Genomic DNA, 24,226 nt, shown 5'->3' on the forward strand with positions numbered 1-24,226 from the left:
TGTTCCTCAGCCCACACTCGGCAGCGGTTCGGGGACCTGGTGCGGATCGGGCTCGGGAATCGGCACCGGGATCGGCTTGATCAGCCGCGCACGGGCGTCGGCGGCGGTGTGCCACAGGTTCCACGCCATCAGCACCATGCCGGTGAGGATCACCAGGCCAGCGAACCAGCGCGTCCAGTAGGCCGGCTGGATCGCCAGCAGGCTGTCGATGAACGGGTAGGTGAGCGACCCGTCGGGCAGCGTGGCGCGCCACATCAGGCCCTCGGTGACGCCGGCGACCCACATCGAGCCGACGTACAGGACCACGCCGAAGACGTGCAGCCAGAAATGCCATTCCATCGCCTTGCGCGAGTACATCGCCGGCTGGCCGAGCGCGCGCGGCGCCATGGCGTAGAGCGAACCGATGGTGATCATCGCGACCCAGCCCAGCGCACCGTTGTGCACGTGCGCCACGGTCCAGTCGGTGTAGTGGGAGAGCTGGTTGACGGTCTTGACCGCCATCATCGAGCCCTCGAACGTGCTGCCCGCGTAGAACACGAGCGACAGCACCATGAACTTCGCGGCCGGGTCGGTCTTGAGTTTGGGCCAGGAGCCGTTGAAGGTCATCAGGCCGTTCGCCGCCGAGCCCCAGCTGGGCATCAGCAGCACCAGCGAGAAGGCCATGCCGACCGATTGCACCCAGTCCGGCAGCGCGGTGTACATCAGGTGATGCGCGCCGGCCCACATGTACACCGAGATCAGCGCCCAGAAGTTCACGATCGAGAAGCGGTAGCTCCACAGCGGCTGCTGCGCCTGGCGCGGCACGAAGTAGTACATCATTCCGAGGAAGCCGGCGGTCAGGAAGAACGCCACCGCGTTGTGGCCGTACCACCACTGCACCATCGCATCGACCACGCCGGAGTAGATCGGGTAGGACTTCGACAGCGACACCGGGATCACCAGGTTGTTGACGATGTGCAGCAGCCCCACCGCGATGATCCACGCGCCGTAGTACCAGTTCGCCACGTAGATGTGGCGGATGCGCCGGCGCGCCAGCGTGCCGAAGAACACCACCCCCAGGCTCACCCACACCACCGCGATGATGATGTCGATCCACCATTCCGGCTCGGCGTACTCCTTGCTCTGGGTCAGGCCCAGCGGCATGGTCACCATCGCCGCGAGGCAGGCGACCTGCCAGCCCCAGAAGGTGAACGCGGCGAGCTTCGGATAGGCCAGCCGCGTGTGCCCGGTGCGCTGGACCACGTAGTAGCAGGTGCCGATCAGCGCCGAGCCGCCGAAGGCGAAGATCACGCCGAACGTGTGGTCGGGGCGGATGTGGCTGAAGGTCAGCCACGAGGTATCGAAGTTGAACATGGGCCACGCCAGCTGCGCGGCCGCGAGCACGCCGACCGACATGCCGACGATGCCCCACACGGCCGCCGCCAGCAGGAACTGGCGCACGACCTTGTCGTTGTAATACTCGGTGTTGGGCATGGAGGGGTTCCAGGAGAAGTCCGTGTATTTTCCGTGGGCGGCCGACCGGTTCGCCTGACCTGTGTCAAAGCACCGCGGCAAAAGACCGCTTCGGTGCTGTGGCCGGTTGTCGCACGCCGCCGGCCGTGATCGTGCGCGCGCGTTCGTAGCCGTGGCGTACAAGCCCGCCGGCCCCGTGCCGCCCCGTTCCGGCGCCTGACCTGGGTCAGGGCGCACCGCGGGGGGCGTCTGCATACTCTCCGGCGATGACCCACGTCGTGACCGAGAACTGCATCAACTGCAAGCACACCGACTGCGTGGAGGTGTGTCCGGTCGATGCCTTCCACGAAGGGCCGAACTTCCTGGTCATCAACCCGGACGAGTGCATCGATTGCACGCTTTGCGTGGAGGAGTGCCCGGTGGGCGCGATTTTTCCCGAACTGGACATCCCGCTCGGCCAGGAAGGCTTCCTGGCGCTCAACGCCGAACTGGCGCGCGAGTGGCCGGTGATCACCACGAAGATCCCGGCGATGGAAGAGGCCGGACGATGGGACGGCGTGCCGGACAAGCTGCCGCTGCTAAAGCGGTAGCACCCGCCCGGGGATCGGTTAGGGAGGGCTGCAGGGTGCGCCTGCGCGAGGGACCTCGCGCAGGACGCGCCCGGGCAGTTCGCCGCGCTCCTGCAGGAAAGGGCCGGGTCAGCCTGGAACGCGCCGCAGGTTCAGTGCATACCCGGCGGCCAGCACCAGCGCCACCACCGCCTGCGCGCTGATCGATTGCCAGGTCGGGTAAATGCCGAGCAGTTCGATGCGCGGCAACGGCGCCACATGCACGCCGATCCAGCCGGCTTCCTGCAGCGCCGCGATGCCCTTGCCGGTGAGCACCACCGCCAGCAGCGCGATCAGCGCGGAGCTGGCCGAGAAGAACTTGCCCAGCGGCAGCCGTCGGCTGGTGCGCAGCAGCAGCCACGCGATCGCGACAAGCGTCAGCGCGCCGGTACCGATGCCGCCGAGCAGCCAAACGCGCGGGCCTTCGTTCCACATCGCTACGTAGAACAGGATCGTCTCGAACACCTCGCGGTAGACCGAGAGGAAGGCCAGGCCGAACAGGAACCAGGCCGAGCGATCGAGCGTCGCGGCCATTTTCGCCTTGAGGTACGCCTGCCAGCGTCCGCCCACGCTCTTGCGGTGCATCCATAGCCCCACGCAAAGCAGCACGGCGGCGGCGAACAGCGAGGACAGTCCCTCGGTAAGTTCGCGTCCGGCGCCGCTGATCGCCACCGCGTAGCTCGCCACCGCCCAGGTGGCCAGGCCCGCGAGCAACGCCAGGCTCCAGCCGGCATGCACGTAGCGCAGCATCGCCGGGCGCTCGGCCTTGCGCAGGAAGGCGAGCAGGGCGACGACGACCAGCAGCGCCTCCAGCCCTTCGCGCACCAGGATGGTCCAGGCACCGAGGAACGCCGAGGCGGCGTCGGCCGAACCGCCGGCGAGGGCGGCCTGGGCCCGCTGCAGCAGCGCGTCGGCGGCCTGCTGGCGCTCCGCCACGCCGGGCCCTTCGCTGGCTACCGCGGTGCGGTATGCGCCCATGGCCGTTTCCAGTTGCGAGCGCAGTGCGCCGTCGCGGGCATCCAGTTGCGGCTCGACCGGTTCCACGCCATCGAGATATGCCGAAAGTGCCAGGCGCTCCGCTTCGTCACGATTGCCCTGTCGCCACGCGACGAGGCTGGCGGCCAGTTTCTCGCGGGCCAGCGCCAGGCCGGAACGGGACTTCGGCAATGCATGCGGATAGGCGCGCAGGTAACCGAGGATGGCCTGCGCCTGCCGCTCGCCCAGCGCCGGCGCCAGGTCCGCCACGCGAGCGCGGGAAAGCTCCTCCAGGTTGCCCAGTCGCTGGTGCGCCAAGGCGTTGTCCTTCCACGCGCGCACACCTTCGCCCGCACGGTGCGCGTAGGCCAGCGAGCCGACGTAGTAGGCAAGCGACCAGCGATCGTCGACCGACAACTGTTCGGCATAGGCGTTCATCGCCGTGCCCTTGACGCCCTGGCTGATGGCCTCGTACAGCGACAACACGCTGCGCTGATCGGCACGCGTGCGGTCGGTGAAGTCGATCGGCGGCGGATCGAGCGCCGCGGCCGCGGGACCGTTGCCCTGGCCGATGGCGCCGTGGCATGCGGCGCAGGTCTGCTGGTACAACGCCGCGCCGCGGGCGAGGTCGGGCAGGTGCGCGGGGGCCGTGGGCACCGGATAGGCGGCCAGCAACGCGTCCGCCAACCCGTGGGCCTGGCGCGCCACGTCGGCCGTGGCGGCTTTGGCGTCGATCAGCTGCACCAGCTGCGCGGCCTGCGCCTGCAGCGCGGGCGAGCCCGGGCGCGCCGGCAGCTGCGCAAGGCGCTGGCGCACCGTGGCCGCGAACTCGCGCATCTCGGCATATTCGGAGGCGCTGATCACCTTGCCGTCGCGTACCGCGCCGGCGTAGTCGGTGGCCAGGTAGTCGAGCATTTGCCAGGTCTGGCTGACCGCGGGCGATGCCGGCACGCTGGTCGTCCCGGCTGCGGCGGAGGGCGCCGACTGGGCCCGGGCGAGGGCGGAACTCCCGCTCGCCAGCAGCGCGAAGACCAGGATCCACGCGGCCGTCTTGTTGAGAATGCCTATCATTGCCTCAGTATAGGCCGGAACCGGGCGCGCGGCGTCAGGCGTGTCCGGATGCCGCAGAGGTTCTTCGGCGGCGGCCTCGCCGGATCCGGGCAAAAAAAAGCCGGGACCTTCGCAGGTCCCGGCCTTCTCGTGGCGTGCCGACTTCGAGGAAAGCCGGCCGATGCGGTTACTTCGCCACCACCCGCACCATCTCCAGGCACTTGTTCGAGTAGCCCCACTCGTTGTCGTACCAGCTGACCAGCTTGACGAAGGTCGGGTCGAGCGCGATGCCGGCGTCGGCGTCGAAGATCGAGGTGCGTGCGTCGCCGCGGAAGTCGGTGGCGACCACCTTCTCCTCGGTGTAGCCCAGGATGCCCTTGAGCGCGCCCTCGGACTGCGCCTTCATCTCGGCGCAGATCTCGGCGTAGGTCGCCGGCTTCTCCAGCTCGACGGTGAGGTCGACCACCGACACGTCGGACGTCGGCACGCGGAACGACATGCCGGTGAGCTTCTTGTTGAGTTCGGGGATCACCACGCCCACGGCCTTCGCCGCGCCGGTGGAGGAGGGGATGATGTTCTCCAGGATGCCGCGGCCGCCGCGCCAGTCCTTGTTGCTCGGACCATCGACCGTCTTCTGCGTGGCGGTTGCCGCGTGCACGGTGGTCATCAGGCCGCGCTTGATGCCCCACTTGTCATTGAGCACCTTGGCCAGCGGCGCCAGGCAGTTGGTGGTGCACGAAGCGTTGGAGATGATCGTCTCGCCGGCATACTTCTGGTGGTTCACGCCGTAGACGAACATCGGCGTGTCGTCCTTGGACGGCGCCGACTGGATCACCTTCTTCGCGCCCGCGTCCAGATGCTTCTGGCAGGTTTCCTTGGTCAGGAACAGCCCGGTCGATTCGATCACCACGTCGGCGCCGACCTCGTCCCACTTCAGGTTCGACGGATCGCGCTCCTGGGTCAGGCGGATGCGCTTGCCATTGACGAGCAGGTGGGCCCCATCGACGGCCACCTCGCCCTTGAAGCGGCCATGCACGGAGTCATAGCGCAGCATGTAGGCCAGGTAGTCGGGCTCCAGCAGATCGTTGATGGCGACGATTTCGATGTCCGCGAAATTCTGCACGGCGGCGCGCAGCACGTTGCGGCCGATGCGGCCGAAGCCGTTGATCGCGACCTTGATGGCCATGGGCAAGCATCCTCTTGGGTTCGATGAAGCGGTGGAGCGGCGACGTTCGCATCGCCTGAAACGCGCATTTTAGCGCCGAACGGGGTCACGGGGCCGTATACCGTCCGGTCCGCTGCGCCGGCGGCGTGCCTGCCTCGGCAGGTATCGGCCGTGTCGGCGGCGTCGCGGCTGCTTGCCCAGGGGCGGTCGCGTCATACTCCTGCCAGGGCGCCGAGTTCCCCAGGAGCGTAGCCATGCAGGCACAGATCACCCCCTTCTTCCACGCGCCCACCTCGACGTGGAGCTACCTGGTGCGCGACGCCGCCACGGGCGAGGCGGCCATCATCGATGCGCCGCTGGATTTCGACCCGGCCAGCGGCGAACTCGGCCACGCCAGCGCGGCGGCGATCCTCCAGGCGGCCGAGCGCGACGGCGCCCTGGTGCGCTGGATACTGGAGACCCATGCGCACGCCGACCACCTGTCCGCGGCGGCCTGGTTGCGCGCGTCCACCGGTGCACAGACCGCGATCGGCGCCGGCATCGAACAGGTGCAGGAAACCTTCCGTCAGCGGCTGGGCCTGGAAGACGAGCCGGAGCTCGATGGCCGCGCGTTCGACCGCCTGCTGCACGACGGCGACGAGTTGCCGCTGGGCGAACTCGCGATCCGCGTGATCGCCACGCCAGGACACACGCCCGACAGCCTCAGCTACCTGATCGGCGATGCGGTGTTCGTCGGCGATACGCTGTTCTCGCCGGAGGCGGGATCCGCACGCTGCGACTTTCCCGGCGGCGATGCGCATGCGCTGTTCCAGTCGGTATGGCGCATCTACGGGCTCCCGGTGACGCGCATGTTCCTGGCGCACGATTATCCCGCCGCCGGAAGTGCACCGCGGGCAGAGGTGCCGATCGCCGAGCAACGCGCCGGGAACAAGCACATCCGCGAGGGCGTGACGGAGGAGGCATTCGTGGCGATGCGCCGGCAGCGCGATGCCGGGCTGCCGCCGCCGCGCCTGCTGTGGCCGGCGCTGCAGGTGAACATCCGCGGTGGCCGCCTGCCGCCGCCCGAAGCCAACGGCCAGCACTACTTCAAACTGCCCCTGCAACTGCGCGATTGAGGCGCTGTGGCACACTGGCGGGCCTTCCGTTGTCGTTGTCGTCGATGATCGTCCTGCGCCGTTCCGCCGTTTTCCTGCTCGCCTGTTTTTTGCTGGTTCCCGACGCCCGTGCCTGGGGTCCGGACGGTCATCGCATCGTCGCCGAGCTCGCCCAGCGCCACCTGAGTCCCGCGGCCGAGGCCCAGGTCGAGCGGCTCCTCGCACCCGAGCACACGCGCCGGCTGGCCGATGTGGCCACCTGGGCCGACGACATCCAGGACGATCCTTCGCAACAGGCGCTGTGGAAGGCCACGCGCAGCCTGCACTACATCAACTTCGGCGACCGCGACTGCGACTACCAGCCGCCGCGCGACTGCCGCGGGGAACGTTGCGTGGTCGAAGGCCTGGCGCATTACGTCGCCGTGCTCGGCGACCGCAGCCAGAGCGAGGATGCACGCCGCGAGGCCCTGAAGTTCGTGGTGCATCTCGTCGGCGACGTGCACCAGCCTCTGCACGCCGGCTATCGCCCCGACAAGGGCGGCAACACCTACCAGGTGCAGTTCCGTGGTGAGGGCGGCAACCTGCACCGCGTGTGGGACTCGGGGATGCTGCGCACGCGCGGGCTGGACTGGCAGGCGTACGCGCAGCGGCTGGATGCGCTTGGGATGGTCGCATTGCCGCCAGCGACGGGCGCGCCGTTCGCGGCGTGGGCGGAGGAATCCTGCCGGCTCACCCGCGACATCTATCCGGACGGCCATACGGTTGGCGCCGCTTACGTCGAGAGGGAGTTGCCGGTGGCCGAACGGCGACTGCGCCAGGCAGGACGGCGGTTGGCAGCATTGCTCAACCGCGCGTTGGGCTGAGTCCCGGCGTCATTCATTCCGGTGCTTTTCCGTGAAGGAAGGGGACCTCAAGGCGCCGCGCGCTTGCTCCCCTCCCTATCGAGGGGAAGCCCGGGATGGAGGGTGGGCCTCCCGTCACATTGCATACGATTGCATCCGGGCCGCCCCGTGACTGGCATCTGCTAGCCTCGACGGCATGAATGCCGAAAATCACCTGCGCCGCACCAAGATCGTCGCCACCCTGGGTCCCGCCACCGACGCGCCGGGCATGCTCGCCCGACTGATCGCCGAGGGTGTGGACGTGGTTCGCCTCAACCTTTCGCACGGCCAGCCGCAGGACCATCGCGCCCGCGCCATGGCGGTGCGCGAAGCGGCCCTGGCGGCCGGCCGCGAGGTCGGCATCCTCGCCGACCTGCAGGGCCCGAAGATTCGTATCGAGAAATTCGCGAACGGCCCGATCGAGCTGCATCCGGGCGATCCGTTCGTGCTCGACTGCTCGCCCGACGCGCCGCCCGGCGACGGCACCCGCGTCGGCGTCAGCTACCACGAGCTTCCGCAGGACGTGGCGGCCGGCGACGTGCTGCTGCTGGACGACGGGCTGGTTGCGTTGCGCGTGGATGCCGTCGAAGGCGCGCAGGTGCGCTGCGAGGTGCTGATCGGCGGCAAGCTTTCCGATCGCAAGGGCCTGAACCGCCAGGGTGGCGGATTATCGGTGTCCGCGCTTTCGGACAAGGACCGCGCGGACATCCAGCTGGCGGCCGAAATCGGCGCCGACTTCCTGGCCGTCTCGTTCGTGCGTTCGGCGGCGGACATGGAGCAGGCGCGCCGCCTGCTGCGCGAGGCCGACGGCCTGGGCGCGCTGGTGGCGAAGATCGAGCGTGCCGACGCCATTCCCGTGCTGGGCGAGATCATCGACGCCTCCGATGCAGTGATGGTGGCGCGCGGCGACCTGGGCGTGGAGATCGGCGATGCCGAACTGCCCGGTCTTCAGAAGAAGATCATCCGCGAGGCGGTCGCCCGCAACCGCGCCGTGATCACCGCCACGCAGATGTTGCAGTCGATGGTGACCGCGCCGATTCCCACGCGCGCCGAAGTGCTCGACGTCGCCAACGCGGTGATCGACGGCACCGACGCGGTGATGCTCTCGCAGGAAACCGCCGCCGGCGCGCATCCGGACGTGGCGGTGGCCGCCATGCGACGCATCTGCCTGGGCGCCGAGCGCCAGTTCGAGCCCAAGGAAGACCTGACCTCTGCCGCGCATCGGCTGGACCGCGCCGACCAGGCGATCGCCTTGGCCGCGATGGTGCTGGCCGGGCAACTCGGCGTGCGCGCGCTGATCGCGTTGACCGATTCGGGCGCCACCGCGCAGTGGCTCTCGCGCTATCGCAGCGCAGTGCCGATCTTCGCGCTCTCGCCCAGCGCCGACGCCCGCCGCCGCATGTTGCTGCTGCGCGACGTGCAACCGGTGGCTTTTACGGAGGTGAGCCAGAGCTCGGCGGCCAACGCGCGCGAGGCGGTGCGCCAGTTGTTTGCCCAGGGCAAGCTGGCCGAGGGCGATCGCGTGGTGCTCACCCAGGGCGACCGCGTCGGTGCCGGCGGCGGCACCAACACGCTCAAGCTGCTGCTGGTCGGGGCCGAGGGCATCGTCGAGAGCCTGCGCGACCTGTAAGCACGGCCCCATAAGCATGGCTCTTTGCGTTCGCTTCCTCCCTCCTCCGGGGAGAGGATTGAGGTGAGGGGCCGGGGCTCGCGGGAAACTTCATCGCCGTTACCGGCCGCCTCTCAAGAGCCTGCGTCAGCCGTTCCCCGCAGGGCTGCTCGTCAGCCGGCTTCCCGGCGGGAGCGCGAGCCACCACCGCGGCCATGACCCTCCGGCGCTACACTGGCCAGCCCCACACCAGGAGGTTGCCATGAACCCGACCGTCCGTCGTCTCGCCTTCGCGACGCTGCTGGCCGCCGGCCTGCCGGTGGCAGCGCAGTCGCAGCACCGGGTCGATCCGCAGCGCCTGTACGACTACTGGATCCTCCTGAACCAGAACGTCGCCGTCGACGTGCCCAACAGCGCGCGCAACGTGAACCAGCCCGGCTGCGCCGCAGTGAGCTACATGATCGGTTCCGACGGCCTGCCGCGTGACCTGAAGGTGGAAAAGGTGGTGCCCAAGGGCGATTTCGGCCAGATCGCGCTGAGCGCCGTTTCCAACTTCCGCTACGGCCCCTCGCTGTCCAACAAGAACCACGATCCGGTGGACACCTACTACGTGGTGCCGTTCAACGCGCCCTCCGACCCGGCCGGCCAGCAGCAGGTGATGGCCCCGTGCCGGCTGCCGGGTTACGAAAGCTGACCCTTGCCCGGTCGTCACGACGGCGTTGACGCCATGTCGTTATAATCGCGGGTTCTTTGACCTGCCGTCCCGCCGGGGCGGCGCAAATCCATTGCGGTGACCCCGCCCCGTCAGCACGGAGTCGTTTCATGAGCATCGAAGATCTTGAAAGCATCGCCCAGGCGATGGTCGCGCCCGGCAAGGGCATCATCGCGATCGACGAATCGACCAACACGATCAAGAAGCGCTTCGAGGCGGTCGGCATCGAGAACACCGAGGAAAACCGCCGCGCCTACCGCGAGCTGCTGCTGACCACGCCGGGCCTGAACGAGCACATCTCCGGTGCGATCCTGTACGACGAAACGCTGCGCCAGAAGACCAAGGACGGCGTGCCGTTCACCGAGGTGATGAAGAAGAACGGCATTATTCCGGGCATCAAGGTCGACAAGGGTCCGGTGCCGCTGGCCGGCTTCCCTGGCGACGTGGTCACCGAGGGCCTCGATGGCCTGCGCGACCGCCTCGCCGAATACGTCAAGCTCGGCGCGCAGTTCTGCAAGTGGCGCGCGGTGATCAACATCTCCGACGACAACCCCAGCTCCACCGCGATCGAAGCCAACTGCCACGCGCTGGCCCGCTACGCCGCGCTGTGCCAGGAAGCCGGCCTGGTGCCGATGGTCGAGCCGGAAGTGATCATGGACGGCGACCACAGCATCGAGGTCAGCTACGAAGTGCACGAAGCCGTGCTGCGCAGCCTGTTCAACGCGCTGTACGAGCAGAACGTGATGCTCGAAGGCACCATCCTGAAGGTCAGCATGGTCATCGCCGGCAAGGACTGCGACGTGCAGGCCGAGGTCGAGGAAGTGGCCGAGGCGACCGTGCGCGTGCTCAAGAGCACCGTGCCGGCGTCGCTGCCGGGCATTGTGTTCCTCTCCGGCGGCCAGACCGACGAGCAGTCGACCGCGCACCTGAATGCCATGAACCACATCGGCCCGCACCCGTGGCCGCTGTCGTTCTCCTACGGTCGCGCCATGCAACAGGCGGCGCTGAAGCTGTGGGCCAAGGACATGAAGGCCAACTACGCCGAGGCGCAGAAGACCGTCGCCGCGCGTGCCAAGGAGAATGGCCTGGCCGCGCTGGGGCAGTGGAACGGCTGAGCCGCGAAGGCAAGGTTGTAGAAAAGGGCGCCGCAAGGCGCCTTTTTCTTGCTCCTCTATTCTCCGGGGAGATGGGGGGTGAGGGGCCGGGGCTCGCCGGGATGCTGGCAAGAACGCTGTCGCCTTTGGGGAGCCTTCCGCGACTGGGCTCGCCTGCCGCGGGCTTCCGATCGCCTGCCGGCGCTCGGGTCACTTTTTTTTTGCTGGCCCAAAGAAAAGTAACCAAAAGAATCGGCCTGGCCAAGCCCGGTGAGGGACAAGAGCTAGGTGCCACCTCGCCTTGGCTGGCAAGCGCCTGCTCTTAGAGGAGCTGCCGCCGCTTTACCGCGGACGCTCGGAAGCCGAGGCAGGAGAGGCATGCCCGGGTCGTGTGCGTGCGGTGTACTTGCTCCGTTTTCCGGGGAGAGAGGGAGCCAAAGAAGAAGGGCGCTCCGAGGCGCCCTTCTTCTCCTTGAGGCGCATCCTGCGCCGGGTGCATCAGAACCGGTATTCGGCGCTGACCGACACCATGTTGGTGTCGAGATTGACGTTGTTCTTCGATGCGTCGTAGTGGTCGTAATTCAGGCCGATGCTGGCGTTGTTGCTGAAGTCGTAGCCCACGCCCGCGCCGGCGTACCAGCTGGTGTCGTCCAGGCTCTTGCGCACCGGGTTGACGTCGTTGGAGAGGCCGTGGCCCTTCCAGCTGTACAGGCCCGTGCGCGCACTGACGTACCAGTTCTGGCCAACGTTGAAGTGGCCGTTCACGCCGGCGGTCCAGCCATGCAGCTGCGAGCGGCCCTGCTCGACCACGTCGTTGCTGTTGAAGATGTTCTTGACGTGGATGTTGCCCAGGTCGTTGTAGCCCGCTTCCACGCCGATCGCCACGAACGGATCGACCGACCAGCGATAACCGCCACCGATCGCGTAACCGGTGTCGTGGTTGTCGTACGGGCCCTTGTTGATCGAGGTGCGGCCCACGTTGCCGTTGACGAACCAGCCGTCGGTGTGGGTCGGCGTGCTCTGCGCGAACGCGGCGGGGACGGCCAGCAGGCCGGCGGAAGCAAAGGCAAGGGCAATCAGCGTCTTTTTCATGGGAGATTCTCCTGTTGTTGTGGCGATCGCGGGGAGTCGATCGCTTGCGCGCGCCCTGAAAAGGGGAGGGGCGCCACGCGACTTCTTGGATGCGGCCTGTGCGCGAAAGATTCAATGCGCATGACGATGCCGGTAATTTGCGGTTAAGTTCCGCATCCAAGTCGTTTGGACGCCTGGACGTCCTTCCGGATTTTTCGGAAGGCTCGCCGGGCACCGCGCAGGAATTGTGCGCAAGGACATTGGAATGGGCGGCACCTGAAGTTGCGCGGTATCGGTCCGGCGTCGGTTAAGGCCGAATTAATCGTCGCGGCAGGTACTCGTGCGCGGCGACGCGACAGCAACCCACCCGATCGGCGACAATTGGCGCTTTGCCGCTTGCCCGGAGACTCGACCGATGACCACCCGCCGCGAACTCGCCAACGCCGTGCGCGCCCTCGCCATGGACGCCGTCGAGGCGGCCAAGTCTGGCCATCCGGGCATGCCGATGGGCATGGCCGACATCGCCGAAGTGCTGTGGAACGATTTCCTGAAGCACAACCCGGCCGACCCGAAGTGGCCCAACCGCGACCGCTTCGTGCTCTCCAACGGCCACGGTTCGATGCTGCAGTACGCGTTGCTGCACCTGGCCGGCTACGACCTGCCCATGGCGGAGCTGAAGCGCTTCCGGCAGCTGCATTCGAAGACCGCCGGCCACCCCGAATACGGCCACACGCCCGGCGTGGAGACCACCACCGGCCCGCTCGGCCAGGGCCTGGCCAACGCGGTGGGTTTCGCGCTCGCCGAGAAGGTGCTGGCGGCGCACTTCAACCGGCCCGGTCACGAGGTCGTGGACCACCACACCTACGTGTTCCTGGGCGACGGCTGCCTGATGGAAGGTATCTCGCACGAAGCCTGCTCGCTGGCCGGTACCTGGGGTTTGGGCAAGCTGGTGGCGATCTACGATGACAACGGCATCTCCATCGATGGCGAGGTGCACGGCTGGTTCACCGACGACACCGCCAAGCGTTTCGAGGCCTACGGCTGGAACGTGATCCGCGGCGTCGACGGCCATGACGCCGACGCGATCAAGGGCGCGATCACGCAGGCGACCTCGCAGGTCGACAAGCCCACGCTGATCTGCGCCCGCACCATTATCGGCTTCGGCGCGCCGCACAAGCAGGGCAAGGAAGAGAGCCACGGCGCTCCGCTGGGCAAGGACGAGATAGCCGCGGCGCGTGAGCAGCTGGGGTGGAACTACCCGCCGTTCGAGATCCCCACCGAGATCTATGCCGGCTGGGACGCCAAGGCCGCCGGTGCCAAGCGCGAGCAGGCGTGGAACGCCACGCTTGACGCCTACGCCAAGGCGCATCCGGAGCTGGCCGCCGAATTCAAGCGCCGCCTCGCTGGCGAGCTGCCGGCCGACTGGGCCGGCAAGGCGCAGGCCTACATCGCGAAGATGCAGTCCGAAGGCCCGGAAGTGGCCTCGCGCAAGGCTTCGCAGATGGCGCTGGACGCCTTCGGCCCGTTGTTGCCGGAACTGATCGGCGGCTCGGCGGATCTCGCCGGTTCCAACCTCACCAAGTGGAAGGGCAGCAAGGACGCCGGCAACGGCAACAGCAGCGAAGGCCAGGGCAACTACGTCTACTACGGCGTGCGCGAGTTCGGCATGACCGCGATCGCCAACGGTCTGGCGCTGCACGGCGGCTTCATTCCCTACGACGCCACCTTCCTGGTGTTCTCCGACTACGCGCGCAACGCCGTGCGCATGAGCGCGCTGATCCCGGCGCACGCCATCCACGTCTACACCCATGATTCGATCGGCCTGGGCGAGGACGGCCCGACGCACCAGCCGGTCGAACACCTGGCCAGCCTGCGCTACATCCCGAACAACCAGGTGTGGCGCCCGTGTGACGCGGTCGAATCGGCCGTGTCGTGGAAGGCCGCCATCGAGCGCAAGGGCAACCCGGCCTGCCTGGTGTTCTCGCGGCAGAACCTCAAGCACCAGCAGCGCAGCGAGCAGCAGGTGGCCGACATCGCGCGCGGCGCGTATGTCCTCTCCGATCCGGCTGACACGAAGTTCAAGGCGATCATCATCGCCACCGGCTCGGAAGTGGAACTGGCGATGGAAGCGGCCCGGACGCTGGGGCAACAGGGCGTGCCGGTGCGCGTAGTGTCGATGCCCTGTACCGAGGTGTTCGACGATCAGCCGCTGGAGTACCGCGAGGGCATCCTGCCGTCGTGGTGCCGCGCGCGCGTGGCGGTGGAAGCGGCGACGGCCGACTACTGGCGCAAGTACGTGGGCCTGGATGGCGAAGTGATCGGCATGACCGGCTTCGGCGCCTCGGCCCCGGCGCCCCAGCTGTTCGAGCACTTCGGCTTCACCGTCACCCACGTGGTGGACGCGGTCAAGCGCACGATCGGTTGATGTGAATGCCTGTGGCGCGACCTGGCGTGACGGTCGCGCCCAAGGGCGCTCCCGCGAGGGGGCGCATCTGCAGAGCGCCGCTTTGCGCGACCGGGAACTGCGGTTCCCTCGCGACGTGATAGATGCGATCGAGCGCAGGTCGGCTGGTTGCCTGCCTTTTGCAGGGCCGCCCAAGGGCGCGAACGCGCAGCCCAGAGGATGTTCGTGCAGGTGTGCGCGCACCGGTAGGAGAGCGCTTCCTGCGCGCGGCTGCGCCTGGTGGCTCCGGGCAGGCGGGCACAGGTGCGCTCCTGCCAAAGGAGACGGGTGTCAGGCGCTCAGTTCGAGCAGCGTACCCAGCTCGTCCGGTGTGGAGGCGATGGCCGTGGCACCCGCCTGTTCCAGCTCCGCGCGGCTACCGAAGCCCCACAACACGCCGATGCCGCGCACGCGGTTGGCCACCGCGCCTTCGATGTCGAAGTGACGGTCGCCGATCATCACCGTTTCTTCCGCGCGAACGCCGAAGTCCGCCATGGCGGCGGCGATCATGTCCGCCTTTTCGCTGTTGGCGCTCGACGGATCGGGTCCGTAGAGCCGCAGGAAGGCTTGGCCGAATGGCAGCTGCGCCAGGATGGGTTCGGCATGCCGGTGCGGCTTGCCGGTGACGATGGCCAGCTGGTGGCCGGCGTCGAGCAGGCGGCCGATCAACGGCTCGATCCCCGGGTAGACAGCGTGCTCGCGCCAGCCGTGGGTGTCGAAGCGTTCGTGGTAATGCTCGACCGCCGCCTCGACCCGTGCCGCATCATGGCCCAGCAGCGGCGCGAAGCTGTGCCGCAGCGGAGGGCCGATCCAGCGACGCAGTTCCTCCGTGCTCGGGATGGCCACGCGCAGGCGCTCCAGCGCGTGTTTCACACACGCGGTGATGCCGTGCTCGGAGTCGATGAGCGTGCCATCGAGGTCGAACAGACAGAGCATCAGCGGTTCGCACGCGCCTTGAGCGCGGCCACGGCCGGCAGCTCCTTGCCTTCCAGGAATTCCAGGAACGCGCCGCCGCCGGTGGAGATGTAGGAGACCTTGTCGGCAATGCCGTACTTGTCCACCGCGGCCAGCGTGTCGCCGCCGCCCGCGATCGAAAAGGCTTTGGAGTCCGCGATCGCGCGCGCCAGCGTTTCGGTGCCTTTGCCGAAGGCGTCGAACTCGAACACGCCGACCGGCCCGTTCCAGACCACCGTGCCCGCGTTGGCGATCAACTCGGCGTACCGGCGCGCGGTCTCCGGGCCAATGTCCAGGATCATTTCGCCTTCCTTGACCGAGTCCACAGGCTTTACGGTGGCGGGGGCGTTGGCGGAGAACTCGGGCGCCACCACCACGTCGACCGGCAGCGGCACCTCGGCGCCACGACGCTTGGCTTCGGCGATGACCTTCTTCGCTGCATCGATCAGGTCGGGCTCGTACAGCGAATTGCCGACGCCGTAGCCGGCCGCGGCGATGAACGTGTTGGCGATGCCGCCCCCGACGATCAGCTGGTCGACCTTGCCGATCAGGTTGTCGAGGAGGGTCAGCTTGGTCGACACCTTGGAACCGGCCACGATCGCCAGCAACGGTTGCGCCGGCTGTTCCAACGCCTTGCCCAGTGCGTCCAGTTCGGCCGACAGCAGCGGGCCGGCGGCGACCTGCGGCGCGAAGCGGATCACGCCGTGGGTGGAGGCCTGTGCTCGATGCGCCGTGCCGAAGGCGTCCATGACGAACACGTCGCACAGCGCCGCGTACTTCTTCGACAGCGCCTCGTCGTCCTTGCCTTCGCCGACGTTCATGCGGCAGTTCTCAAGCACCACCACCTCGCCCTCGGCGACGTCGACCCCATCGAGATAGTCGGCGACCAGGCGCACCGGCGTGCCGAGCTTGTCACCCAGCCACTTCGCGACCGGCTCGAGCGAGGATTCGGGGTCGAACTGGCCCTCCTTCGGGCGGCCCAGATGCGAGAGCACCATCACCTTCGCGCCGGCGTCGCGCGCGGCCTTGATGGTCGGCAGCGCCGCGTCCAGGCGCTGGGTCGAAGTGATGCGGCCGTCGTCGATCGGCACGTTCAGGTCTTCGCGGATCAGCACGCGCTTGCCGCGCAGCTCCAGATCGCTCATGCGGGTGATGGACACGGCGCCACTCCTCGGAAAGGGGATTGCAATTGAGCAGGATGCGCCTCGACCGGCGCGAACCGCCTATTGTCCGGCGCGGGTACCGATGATGCAACGCCGCAACCGGCGACCGCGGTTGCGGCCCACCGGATGCGCGTGGTCGCGCCTGCCCGGTTTATCCTGCCTACCACTTACCGGCACGGAGAATCCCATGGCAGCGGAACTGTTGGCGTTGTACGGCTACTGGCGCTCCAGCGCGGTCTACCGCGTGCGCATCGCGCTCAATTTGAAGGGACTGCGCTACGAAACGCGCCCGGTGCATTTGCTGCGCGACGGCGGTGAACAGCACGGCGAGGCCTACCGCGCACTCAATCCGCAGCAGCTGATTCCCTGCCTGCGCGACGGCGAGCGGGTGATTACCCAGTCGATGGCGATCATGGAGTACCTGGAGGAAACTCATCCGGAGCCGGCGCTGCTGCCGGCCGACGCCCGCAGCCGCGCCCGCGTGCGTGCGCTGGCGATGGCCGTGGCTTGCGACATCCACCCGCTGGGCAACCTGCGCGTGTTGCAGTACCTGGAGGGCCAGTTGGGTGCCGACGAGGCGCAGAAGCTGGCTTGGTCGCGGCACTGGATCGAGACCGGCTTCGACGCGCTGGAGGCGATGCTCGCCGGCAACAGCGCCACCGGCCGCTATTGCCACGGCGATGCGCCCGGCCTGGCGGATGCCTGCCTGGTGCCGCAGGTGTACAACGCGCTGCGCTGGCAGCTCCCGATGGATCGCTGGCCTACCCTCGCGCGCATCCACGCATCGTGCAACGAGCTGGAAGCGTTCGAGCAGGCGATGCCGGAGCGGCAACCTGACGCGCCGTAGGCAATCATCCGGCGAGCCAGTCCCGCTCCCTCGGCCTGCCGGGCGAGGGGGAAAGAAAAAGGGCGCATTGCTGCGCCCTTTTTCGCTTGGCGGTGGCCTCAGAACCCCAGGCCGTACGGATCGTTCCCGACCAGTTCGGTGGCCTCGGCCCCGCCGCCCTCGGACAGCCGGATCTTCAGCGCCAGGCCATCGCGCGAGTCGGCCTTGGCCAGGGCTTCCTCCAGCTCGATGCGGCCGCTCTTGTAGAGCTTGTACAGCGACTGGTCGAAGGTCTGCATGCCTTCCTGCAGGCTGCGGTCCATCGCTTCCTTGATCTCGTGGATCTGGCCGCGGCGGATCATGTCGCGGATCAGCGGCGTGTTGAGCAGTACTTCCACCGCCGGCACGCGGCGCCCGTCCTTGCCGATCACCAGGCGCTGGCTGATCACCGCGCGCAGGTTGAGCGCCAGGTTCATCAGCACGTTCTTGTGCGCCGATTCGGGGAAGAAGTTGAGGATGCGCTCCAGCGTCTGGTCGGCGTTGTTCGAGTGCAACGTGGCCAGGCACAGGTGGCCGGTTTCGGAGAACGCGACCGCCGCCTCCATCGTGTCGGTGTCGCGGATCTCGCCGATCATGATCACGTCAGGCGCCTCGCGCATCGCGTTCTTCAGCGCCTCGTGATAGCTGTGCGTATCCAGCCCGACCTCGCGCTGGTTGATGATCGACTTCTTGTGCCGGTGCAGGTATTCGATCGGGTCCTCGATGGTGAGGATGTGGCCGGGCGAGTTGGAATTGCGCTGGTCGAGCATCGCCGCCAGCGTGGTCGATTTGCCCGAGCCGGTGGCGCCCACCACCAGGATCAGCCCGCGCTGCTCCATGATCAGGTCGCGGAAGATGGTCGGCAGCTGCAGCTGGTCGATCGAGGGGATCTCGCTCTTGATCGCGCGGATCACCATGCCCACTTCGCCGCGCTGCTTGAACACGTTGATGCGGAAGCGGCCGGCTTCCTTCACCGCCAGCGCCATGTTCAGTTCCAGGTCGCGCTCGAACTGCGGCACCTGGCCCTCGTCCATCAGCGAGTAGGCGATCTTCTTGACCATGCCGCTGGGCAGGCCGGTGTTGCCGAGCGGGTAGAGCTTGCCCTCGACCTTGATGTTCACCGGGGCGCCGGTGGTGAGGAACATGTCCGACGCGCCCTTGTCTACCATCAGCTTGAGGAAGTAACCGATATCCACGAAGGACCCCTGAGGTGGTCGCGCATTCTTGTGGCGCGTTGCAAAGCAGGATTATGCCTGCCCACAATACGCGGCGACACTGCGCGAGGAATGAGTGATGGTGCACATCTTTTCCCGGCCGCCCGGGCGCATCAAGCGTATCGGCAGGGCGGCCGGCGGCTTGACCCTGGGACTGGCGATGCTGGCGTTGGCCGGCTGCGCCACGGTGCCTCCGCCTGACGCTTCGATGAACCAGGCCCAGGCGCTGCTGCAGTCGGCCCGCGACGCCGGCGCGGCCGACTACGATCCGGTGGACCTGGGGTTCGCCCAGGCCAAGTTCCAGCAGGCTCAGTCCGCGATGGCGGCCCGCAAGTACGCCGACGCCGCCAACCTGGCCGAGGAGGCCCGCGCCGACGCCGAACTGGCCCGCACCCGGGCGCAGTTGGGCAGCGCCCGTGCGCAGATCCAGGCAAAGGTCGAGGAAAATGCCGGCCTGCGCCAGCAGACCGAACAGCGCGCGCAGCCGGCCCCGGCCGCCGCGCCGGCCTCCGGCAGCAGCGCCCCCGAGACGCTCGAGGACATGCCGGCCCCGTCGGCCTCGGTGCTGTCCGCGCCGCTGCCACAGGATGGCGGCTTCCAGCCGATGCCCGCGCCTGCGTCGAGCAGCCAGACGAATGACGGAGGCCAGCGATGAAGCGCCTTGCCACCACCGCGTTGATCGGCCTGCTGGCGCTGGCCGGCCCGGCCCTGGCGCGCCAGGACGACATGGACGTCAACCGCCTCAACTCCAGCCTCAACCAGCTGGCCGGCGACCCCACCCTAGGCACTTATGCCCAGGCCGAGCAGGCGCTCGCCCACGCCGCGATCGACCGGCTGGAACAGTCCAGCCGCAGCGAGCGCCCGCACGCGCTGTACCTGGCCGAACGTCGCGTCGATCTGGCCAAGGCCGCCGCGCAGTTGCAGGACGCCCGCGAAAAGCTCGACCAGCTCGACCGCGAACACGCGCAGATCCTGCTGGACGCCAGCCGCCGCGAGGCGGAGGCCGCGCGCATGGAACTGGAGCGCCAGCGCATGCAGTACCAGATGGCGCAGGAAGAAGCCGCCCGCCTGCAGCAGCAGGGCATGGAGGCCTCGCAGGCCGCCGAGCAGGCTCGCGCCGAGGCCGAGCGCGCCAAGAAGCTGGCCGCTGCGCAGAGCCGCGTCGCCCGCGCCGCTCGCCGTGAAGCCGAAGCTGCCGCCCAGGCCGCGCGCGCCATGCGCTCGCAGATGCAGGGAGATGAGTCCTCCGCGCCTGCGGAAAAGCCCGCGCCCAAGAAGAGTTCCAGCAAGGGCACCAAGGGCCACTGAGCGGCCATCACGCTCTGTGTAGGAGCGCCGTCGGGCGACGGCGCTCCTACAGGCGGCTATGCGTCGCATAGGCGGGCTCAACCGTGGAAATCGCGTGCCCTTGCGGCCTCCCGCGGTGGCTTGCACGCCCCCGGGCGCGGGAGTAGGGTCAGGGCTGCCATGGCGCACCCGTTCCATGGCTCACTGACCTGAAACATGCGCCCAATTTCCCCGAACGATTGTTCCCGTTTCGCGTTCATGCGTACGGGGCGTGGGTGCGCGCGCTTCATCCGCCCGCGGGCGTGCCGATCACGCGCCCGCTCATCTCGCGAGGAGGTCGGATCATGTTCGAAAACCAGCAGCGTGACGATGTCGAAGCATTTATGAAGGCCGATGCCGAATTTCGCCGGCTCTTCCAGCATCACCGCGAATTGAAAAGCAAAGTACACGATGCCGAAATCGGCGTGCTTCCCATCGACGATGTCACCTTGGCCGGCATGAAGAAGGAAAAGCTCCACGCCAAGGAACGCCTGCAACGCATGTGGGATGCGCGAGTCCCACGAATCCACTGATTCCACCGTTTTCCTTGACGGCCCCGGCCCTTCATCGAGAAGCGCCGGGGCCGCGTCGTTTCTGAAGCCCGGGCGTGGCGCAGAGGCTGCCGGACGCAACCGTACCGGGCGGCTCGGTTATCATTCCGGGCTTGTCCAGCGCCCGCGGGCGCCGCCTTTCGACGGAGTTGCCATGACGGTCCACCAAAGCGTGCTCGAACTTATCGGGAACACCCCGATGGTGAAGGCCCAGCGCCTCGATGCGGGGTTGTGCGAGCTGTTCCTCAAGCTCGAAAGCGCCAATCCGGGCGGTTCGATCAAGGACCGCATCGGCTTGTCGATGATCGAGGGCGCCGAGCGCGCCGGAAAGATCCAGCCGGGCGCCACGCTGGTCGAAGGTACCGCCGGCAATACCGGCCTGGGGCTGGCGCTGGTCGCCCAGGCCAAGGGCTACCGGTTGATCCTGGTGGTGCCGGACAAGATGAGCCGCGAGAAGATCTTCAATCTCAAGGCGATGGGTGCCGAAGTGGTGCTGACGCGCTCGGACGTGGCCAAGGGCCACCCCGAGTACTACCAGGACATGGCCGAGCGGATCGCCCGCGAAACGCCCGGCGCCTATTTCATCAACCAGTTCGGCAACCCGGACAACCCGCGCGCGCACATCCAGACCACCGGCCCGGAAATCCTCGAGCAGATGGACGGCCGCGTGGACGCGGTGGTGATTGGCTGCGGCTCGTCCGGGACCATGACCGGCCTCTCGCAGTTCTTCGCCGAGCATTCTCCCGAAACCGAGATCGTGCTGGCCGACCCGGTCGGCTCGATCCTGGCGCAATACATCAACGAGGGCACGCTCTCGGACAAGTCCGCCAGCTGGATGGTCGAAGGTATCGGCGAGGACTTCCTGCCGACGATCAGCGATTTCTCGCGGGTGAAGAAGGCCTACGCCATTTCCGACCGCGAAAGCTTCCTCACCGCGCGCGAACTGCTGGCGAAGGAGGGCATCCTCGGCGGCTCCTCCACCGGCACGCTGCTGGCCGCCACGCTCAAGTACTGCCGCGAGCAGGGCACGCCCAAGCGTGTGGTGACGCTGGTCTGCGATACCGGCAACAAGTACCTGTCGAAGATGTACAACGACTACTGGATGCTGGACAACGGCTTCATCGAGCGGCAGCAGCACGGCGACCTGCGCGACCTGCTGCTGCGCCCGTTCGCGCAGCGCGACACCGTGGTGGTCGGCCCGAACGAGCTGTTGATGACTGCCTACACCCGCATGAAGCTCTATGACGTCTCGCAGCTGCCGGTAATGGATGGCTCCAGGCTGGTCGGCATCCTGGACGAGTCGGACGTGCTGATGCACGTGCACGCCAACGAGGTCCGCTTCCGCGACCCGGTCTCCACCGCAATGATCACCTCGCTCACCAAGCTCGACGTGCACTCGCCGATCGAGGCGCTGCTGCCGGTATTCGAGCGCGGGCACGTGGCGATCGTGGTCGACGGTGACCAGTTCCTGGGCCTGATCACCCGCATCGACCTGTTGAACTACCTGCGGCGCAAGGTGCACTAAGCGCCGCCGCGACGCTGTCTTCGCGAAACCGTAACTACGCTCCGCCCTCGCCCCGAAGGAAGCCAGACCCATGTGTGGAATCGTTGCCGCCACCGCCCAGCGCGACGTCGCCCCGCTGCTGATCGCCGGACTGAAGGCGCTCGAGTACCGCGGCTACGACTCGGCCGGCCTGGCCGTGCTCGAGGGCGGGGACATCCGCCGCGTGCGCGCCAAGGGCAAGGTGCGCGAGATGGAGGCGCTGTACCTGGCCGATCCGCTGCGTGGCGGCACCGGCATCGCGCACACGCGCTGGGCCACCCATGGCGTGCCGAACGAGGCCAATGCCCATCCGCACATGGTCGGCCGCGTGGCGCTGGTGCACAACGGCATCATCGAGAACTACGCCGACCTGCGCGCCGAACTGCAGGCGCGCGGCCACGTGTTCACCTCCGAGACCGATACCGAGGTGATGGCCGCGCTGATCGAGGAGCGCATCGCTGGCGGCATGCCATTGCGCGAGGCGGTGCTCGCCACCGTACGTTCGCTGGAGGGCGCCTACGCGATCGCCGTGATCAGCCGCGACCAACCCGGCCACGTGGTTGGCGCCCGCCGCGGCGCGCCGTTGCTGGTCGGCATCGGCATTGGCGAGAACTTCCTCGGCTCCGACGCGCAGGCGCTGATCCAGGTGACCAATCGCATGGTCTACCTGGACGAGGATGACGTGGTGGAGATCACCCGCGACAGCGTGCAGGTCTACGGCCTGGACGGCACGCCGGTCGAACGCGCGGTGCACCAGAGCGAGCTGTCCACCGACGCCGTCGAGCGTGGCGACTACCGCCATTACATGCAGAAGGAAATCCACGAGCAGCCGCGCGCGGTCAACGACACGCTGGAGGCGCGCATCGGCCCGCATGGCGTACTGCCGAACATCTTCGGCGTCGGCGGCGACGAGCTGCTGGCGAAGGTGAAGGGCATCCACATCGTCGCCTGCGGCACCAGCTACCACGCCGGCCTGGTCGCCAAGTACTGGATCGAGGAACACGCGCGACTGCCGGTCAACGTCGAGGTGGCCAGCGAATACCGCTACCGCGATACGGTGGTGCCGGCCGACACCCTGTTCGTGGCGATCTCGCAGTCCGGCGAAACCGCCGACACGCTGGCCGCGATGCGCGAATCGCGCCGGCGCGGCTACCTCGCCACGCTGGCGATCTGCAACGTGCCGGAGTCCTCGGTGGTGCGCGAGGCGGACCTCAAGCTGATGACCCGCGCCGGCCCCGAGATCGGCGTGGCCTCGACCAAGGCGTTCACCACCCAGCTCGCCGCGCTCGCGCTGCTGTGCCTTAAGCTGGCCGAGCAGCGCGGGCTGGACAGGGCGCGCTACGCCGACCTGTGCGCGCAGCTCGCGCACCTGCCGCGCGCGATCGAGGAGGCGCTCCAGCTGGAGCCGCAGATCGTGGAACTGGCGGCCTTGTTCGTGCCACTGGAACACGCGCTGTTCCTCGGCCGCGGCGCGCAGTTTCCGGTCGCGCTGGAAGGTTCGCTCAAGCTCAAGGAAATCTCCTATATCCACGCCGAGGCCTATCCCGCAGGCGAGCTCAAGCATGGCCCGCTAGCGCTGGTCGACGAAGCCATGCCGGTGGTTGCGGTGGCGCCCAATGGCCCGCTGCTGGACAAGCTCAAGTCCAACCTGCAGGAAGTGCGTGCGCGCGGCGGCAGGCTGATCGTGTTCGCCGACGGCGACGCGCCGATGGACGCGGGCAACGCCAATGGCACTACCCTGCGGATCGACGGCGGAGGCGACTTCATCGCCCCGGCCGTGTTCACCGTGCCGCTGCAGCTGCTCGCCTACCACGTCGCCGTGCTGCGCGGCACCGACGTCGACCAGCCACGCAACCTGGCCAAGTCGGTCACGGTGGAATGAGCGCAGCGGCACGGGCTACATCGGTGGTGGGACCTAATAGAAAGTCCAAGGCGGTAATAAAGCGTCCAACTCTTTGCTGCCTCTCGTTATTAGAAAGTCCAAGTCCTTCCCGGCTCCGCGCAGTAGGTCATATCCATCGACGGTTGCGCTATGGGTGAGGGCTTAGGCCGCAGGGCTGGCGCTGACCACACGCGAGCTTTGTGCCAGGCTCACTGGAAATGCGATTCCGGGTTGCGAAGACCGGTTTCTGGTCGTTGCACCACGTCTGGGACAGGGACCGGTGGCGACGTCGAGGAGTGGGTGCACGAGAGTGGCGCGCTGGTCGCCTCGCCCGGCTTCTACCCGTCACGTAAGGTAGGGGCGGACTACGTACGGAGATGGCGCCCTGTGGTCGAGCAGCGCCTGGAGCAGGCGGGCCTGCGGTTGGCCGCCGCGCTTAGCGGCCTATTGACTAACGATGGGCGCAATCTCGCTGAGAGCGCGCGGCCCATCGACAGCCGCAGCCTAGAGCTCGGCAGCTACTGTCGTTTCCGTCGTTCGACGCGGATGCTGCCCAAGCAGCAACGACTTCTCG

Annotated in this window: 20 protein-coding genes; 13 read left to right on the forward strand and 7 right to left on the reverse strand. The window is 67.7% G+C overall.

From position 1 onward, the window contains the following. Nucleotides 1-6: 6 nt before the first annotated feature. Nucleotides 7-1,473 (reverse strand): cytochrome-c oxidase, cbb3-type subunit I, encoded by a 1,467-nt coding sequence (ccoN, locus tag ACFWZ4_RS12845; RefSeq protein ID WP_439705078.1) that lies wholly within the window; start codon nt 1,471-1,473, stop codon nt 7-9. A gap of 245 nt (nt 1,474-1,718) precedes the next feature. Between ccoN and fdxA the strand changes: the two genes are divergently transcribed. After that, the gene (gene fdxA, locus ACFWZ4_RS12850) at nt 1,719-2,042 is read left to right on the forward strand and encodes a ferredoxin FdxA (RefSeq protein ID WP_439705079.1); all 324 of its coding nucleotides are present in this window, start codon (nt 1,719-1,721) and stop codon (nt 2,040-2,042) included. Between the two features lie 108 nt (nt 2,043-2,150). On the opposite strand, the gene ACFWZ4_RS12855 is transcribed toward fdxA, so the two are convergent. Beyond that, nucleotides 2,151-4,106, reverse strand: coding sequence for an FTR1 family protein (locus ACFWZ4_RS12855; protein ID WP_439705080.1), 1,956 nt, complete (start codon nt 4,104-4,106; stop codon nt 2,151-2,153). Between the two features lie 166 nt (nt 4,107-4,272). After that, nucleotides 4,273-5,271 (reverse strand): type I glyceraldehyde-3-phosphate dehydrogenase, encoded by a 999-nt coding sequence (gene gap, locus ACFWZ4_RS12860; RefSeq protein WP_439705081.1) that lies wholly within the window; start codon nt 5,269-5,271, stop codon nt 4,273-4,275. 233 nt (nt 5,272-5,504) lie between these two features. On the opposite strand from gap, the gene ACFWZ4_RS12865 reads away from it, so the two are divergent. The 5 genes from ACFWZ4_RS12865 to ACFWZ4_RS12885 all read left to right on the forward strand — a co-directional run bounded on the left by ACFWZ4_RS12865 (nt 5,505) and on the right by ACFWZ4_RS12885 (nt 10,661). Beyond that, entirely contained in the window at nt 5,505-6,365 is an 861-nt protein-coding gene (locus tag ACFWZ4_RS12865; protein WP_439705082.1) for an MBL fold metallo-hydrolase, read from the forward strand. Nucleotides 6,366-6,409: 44 nt separating this feature from the next. Further along, the gene (locus ACFWZ4_RS12870) at nt 6,410-7,207 is read left to right on the forward strand and encodes a S1/P1 nuclease (RefSeq protein WP_439705083.1); all 798 of its coding nucleotides are present in this window, start codon (nt 6,410-6,412) and stop codon (nt 7,205-7,207) included. Between the two features lie 175 nt (nt 7,208-7,382). After that, nucleotides 7,383-8,855, forward strand: coding sequence for a pyruvate kinase (gene pyk / locus ACFWZ4_RS12875; RefSeq protein WP_439705084.1), 1,473 nt, complete (start codon nt 7,383-7,385; stop codon nt 8,853-8,855). Nucleotides 8,856-9,096: 241 nt separating this feature from the next. Beyond that, nucleotides 9,097-9,528 carry an energy transducer TonB gene (locus tag ACFWZ4_RS12880; protein ID WP_439705085.1) on the forward strand — a complete coding sequence of 144 codons (432 nt, stop codon included), beginning with the start codon at nt 9,097-9,099 and terminating at the stop codon, nt 9,526-9,528. 128 nt (nt 9,529-9,656) lie between these two features. Continuing rightward, a complete protein-coding gene (locus ACFWZ4_RS12885) occupies nt 9,657-10,661 on the forward strand; it encodes a class I fructose-bisphosphate aldolase (protein ID WP_439705086.1) in 1,005 nt (334 codons plus the stop codon). A 477-nt stretch (nt 10,662-11,138) separates the two neighbouring features. Here ACFWZ4_RS12885 and ACFWZ4_RS12890 read toward each other — a convergent pair whose 3' ends face one another. Beyond that, nucleotides 11,139-11,732, reverse strand: coding sequence for a porin family protein (locus ACFWZ4_RS12890; protein ID WP_439705087.1), 594 nt, complete (start codon nt 11,730-11,732; stop codon nt 11,139-11,141). Nucleotides 11,733-12,126: 394 nt separating this feature from the next. Between ACFWZ4_RS12890 and tkt the strand changes: the two genes are divergently transcribed. After that, nucleotides 12,127-14,136, forward strand: a complete 2,010-nt coding sequence (gene tkt, locus ACFWZ4_RS12895) for a transketolase (RefSeq protein WP_439705088.1) — start codon at nt 12,127-12,129, stop codon at nt 14,134-14,136. A 309-nt stretch (nt 14,137-14,445) separates the two neighbouring features. On the opposite strand, the gene ACFWZ4_RS12900 is transcribed toward tkt, so the two are convergent. Together ACFWZ4_RS12900 and ACFWZ4_RS12905 are read right to left on the reverse strand one after the other, a co-directional pair. Further along, nucleotides 14,446-15,090 carry an HAD hydrolase-like protein gene (locus ACFWZ4_RS12900; RefSeq protein WP_439705089.1) on the reverse strand — a complete coding sequence of 215 codons (645 nt, stop codon included), beginning with the start codon at nt 15,088-15,090 and terminating at the stop codon, nt 14,446-14,448. Continuing rightward, the gene (locus ACFWZ4_RS12905) at nt 15,090-16,268 is read right to left on the reverse strand and encodes a phosphoglycerate kinase (RefSeq protein ID WP_439705090.1); all 1,179 of its coding nucleotides are present in this window, start codon (nt 16,266-16,268) and stop codon (nt 15,090-15,092) included. The genes ACFWZ4_RS12900 and ACFWZ4_RS12905 overlap by 1 nt, the downstream gene beginning before the upstream one ends. 190 nt (nt 16,269-16,458) lie before the next feature. Between ACFWZ4_RS12905 and maiA the strand changes: the two genes are divergently transcribed. Further along, a complete protein-coding gene (gene maiA, locus ACFWZ4_RS12910; protein ID WP_439705091.1) occupies nt 16,459-17,118 on the forward strand; it encodes a maleylacetoacetate isomerase in 660 nt (219 codons plus the stop codon). Nucleotides 17,119-17,216: 98 nt separating this feature from the next. On the opposite strand, the gene ACFWZ4_RS12915 is transcribed toward maiA, so the two are convergent. Continuing rightward, nucleotides 17,217-18,332, reverse strand: coding sequence for a PilT/PilU family type 4a pilus ATPase (locus ACFWZ4_RS12915; protein ID WP_231321500.1), 1,116 nt, complete (start codon nt 18,330-18,332; stop codon nt 17,217-17,219). Between the two features lie 97 nt (nt 18,333-18,429). Here ACFWZ4_RS12915 and ACFWZ4_RS12920 point away from each other — a divergent pair, with 97 nt between their 5' ends. From ACFWZ4_RS12920 to glmS, 5 genes are all read left to right on the forward strand, one after another. Further along, nucleotides 18,430-19,005 (forward strand): DUF4398 domain-containing protein, encoded by a 576-nt coding sequence (locus tag ACFWZ4_RS12920; protein WP_439705092.1) that lies wholly within the window; start codon nt 18,430-18,432, stop codon nt 19,003-19,005. Further along, a complete protein-coding gene (locus ACFWZ4_RS12925) occupies nt 19,002-19,658 on the forward strand; it encodes a hypothetical protein (protein WP_439705093.1) in 657 nt (218 codons plus the stop codon). The genes ACFWZ4_RS12920 and ACFWZ4_RS12925 overlap by 4 nt, the downstream gene beginning before the upstream one ends. Before the next feature lie 323 nt (nt 19,659-19,981). Continuing rightward, complete coding sequence (locus ACFWZ4_RS12930) at nt 19,982-20,209, forward strand: YdcH family protein (protein ID WP_231321497.1); 228 nt, start codon at nt 19,982-19,984, stop codon at nt 20,207-20,209. Nucleotides 20,210-20,381: 172 nt separating this feature from the next. Beyond that, nucleotides 20,382-21,752, forward strand: coding sequence for a pyridoxal-phosphate dependent enzyme (locus ACFWZ4_RS12935; protein WP_439705094.1), 1,371 nt, complete (start codon nt 20,382-20,384; stop codon nt 21,750-21,752). Between the two features lie 70 nt (nt 21,753-21,822). Next, nucleotides 21,823-23,652, forward strand: a complete 1,830-nt coding sequence (gene glmS, locus ACFWZ4_RS12940; RefSeq protein WP_439705095.1) for a glutamine--fructose-6-phosphate transaminase (isomerizing) — start codon at nt 21,823-21,825, stop codon at nt 23,650-23,652. The last annotated feature ends 574 nt before the right edge of the window (nt 23,653-24,226 follow it).

The organism is Frateuria sp. GZRe12, from assembly GCF_051900535.1.
Lineage (GTDB): Bacteria > Pseudomonadota > Gammaproteobacteria > Xanthomonadales > Rhodanobacteraceae > Frateuria_A.

Coding starts and splice junctions, on each gene's coding strand:
- ccoN (WP_439705078.1), bottom strand. CDS start 1,473: ATGCCCAACACCGAGTATTACAACGACAAGGTCGTGCGCCAGTTCCTG.
- fdxA (WP_439705079.1), top strand. CDS start 1,719: ATGACCCACGTCGTGACCGAGAACTGCATCAACTGCAAGCACACCGAC.
- ACFWZ4_RS12855 (WP_439705080.1), bottom strand. CDS start 4,106: ATGATAGGCATTCTCAACAAGACGGCCGCGTGGATCCTGGTCTTCGCG.
- gap (WP_439705081.1), bottom strand. CDS start 5,271: ATGGCCATCAAGGTCGCGATCAACGGCTTCGGCCGCATCGGCCGCAAC.
- ACFWZ4_RS12865 (WP_439705082.1), top strand. CDS start 5,505: ATGCAGGCACAGATCACCCCCTTCTTCCACGCGCCCACCTCGACGTGG.
- ACFWZ4_RS12870 (WP_439705083.1), top strand. CDS start 6,410: ATGATCGTCCTGCGCCGTTCCGCCGTTTTCCTGCTCGCCTGTTTTTTG.
- pyk (WP_439705084.1), top strand. CDS start 7,383: ATGAATGCCGAAAATCACCTGCGCCGCACCAAGATCGTCGCCACCCTG.
- ACFWZ4_RS12880 (WP_439705085.1), top strand. CDS start 9,097: ATGAACCCGACCGTCCGTCGTCTCGCCTTCGCGACGCTGCTGGCCGCC.
- ACFWZ4_RS12885 (WP_439705086.1), top strand. CDS start 9,657: ATGAGCATCGAAGATCTTGAAAGCATCGCCCAGGCGATGGTCGCGCCC.
- ACFWZ4_RS12890 (WP_439705087.1), bottom strand. CDS start 11,732: ATGAAAAAGACGCTGATTGCCCTTGCCTTTGCTTCCGCCGGCCTGCTG.
- tkt (WP_439705088.1), top strand. CDS start 12,127: ATGACCACCCGCCGCGAACTCGCCAACGCCGTGCGCGCCCTCGCCATG.
- ACFWZ4_RS12900 (WP_439705089.1), bottom strand. CDS start 15,090: ATGCTCTGTCTGTTCGACCTCGATGGCACGCTCATCGACTCCGAGCAC.
- maiA (WP_439705091.1), top strand. CDS start 16,459: ATGGCAGCGGAACTGTTGGCGTTGTACGGCTACTGGCGCTCCAGCGCG.
- ACFWZ4_RS12920 (WP_439705092.1), top strand. CDS start 18,430: ATGGTGCACATCTTTTCCCGGCCGCCCGGGCGCATCAAGCGTATCGGC.
- ACFWZ4_RS12925 (WP_439705093.1), top strand. CDS start 19,002: ATGAAGCGCCTTGCCACCACCGCGTTGATCGGCCTGCTGGCGCTGGCC.
- ACFWZ4_RS12930 (WP_231321497.1), top strand. CDS start 19,982: ATGTTCGAAAACCAGCAGCGTGACGATGTCGAAGCATTTATGAAGGCC.
- ACFWZ4_RS12935 (WP_439705094.1), top strand. CDS start 20,382: ATGACGGTCCACCAAAGCGTGCTCGAACTTATCGGGAACACCCCGATG.
- glmS (WP_439705095.1), top strand. CDS start 21,823: ATGTGTGGAATCGTTGCCGCCACCGCCCAGCGCGACGTCGCCCCGCTG.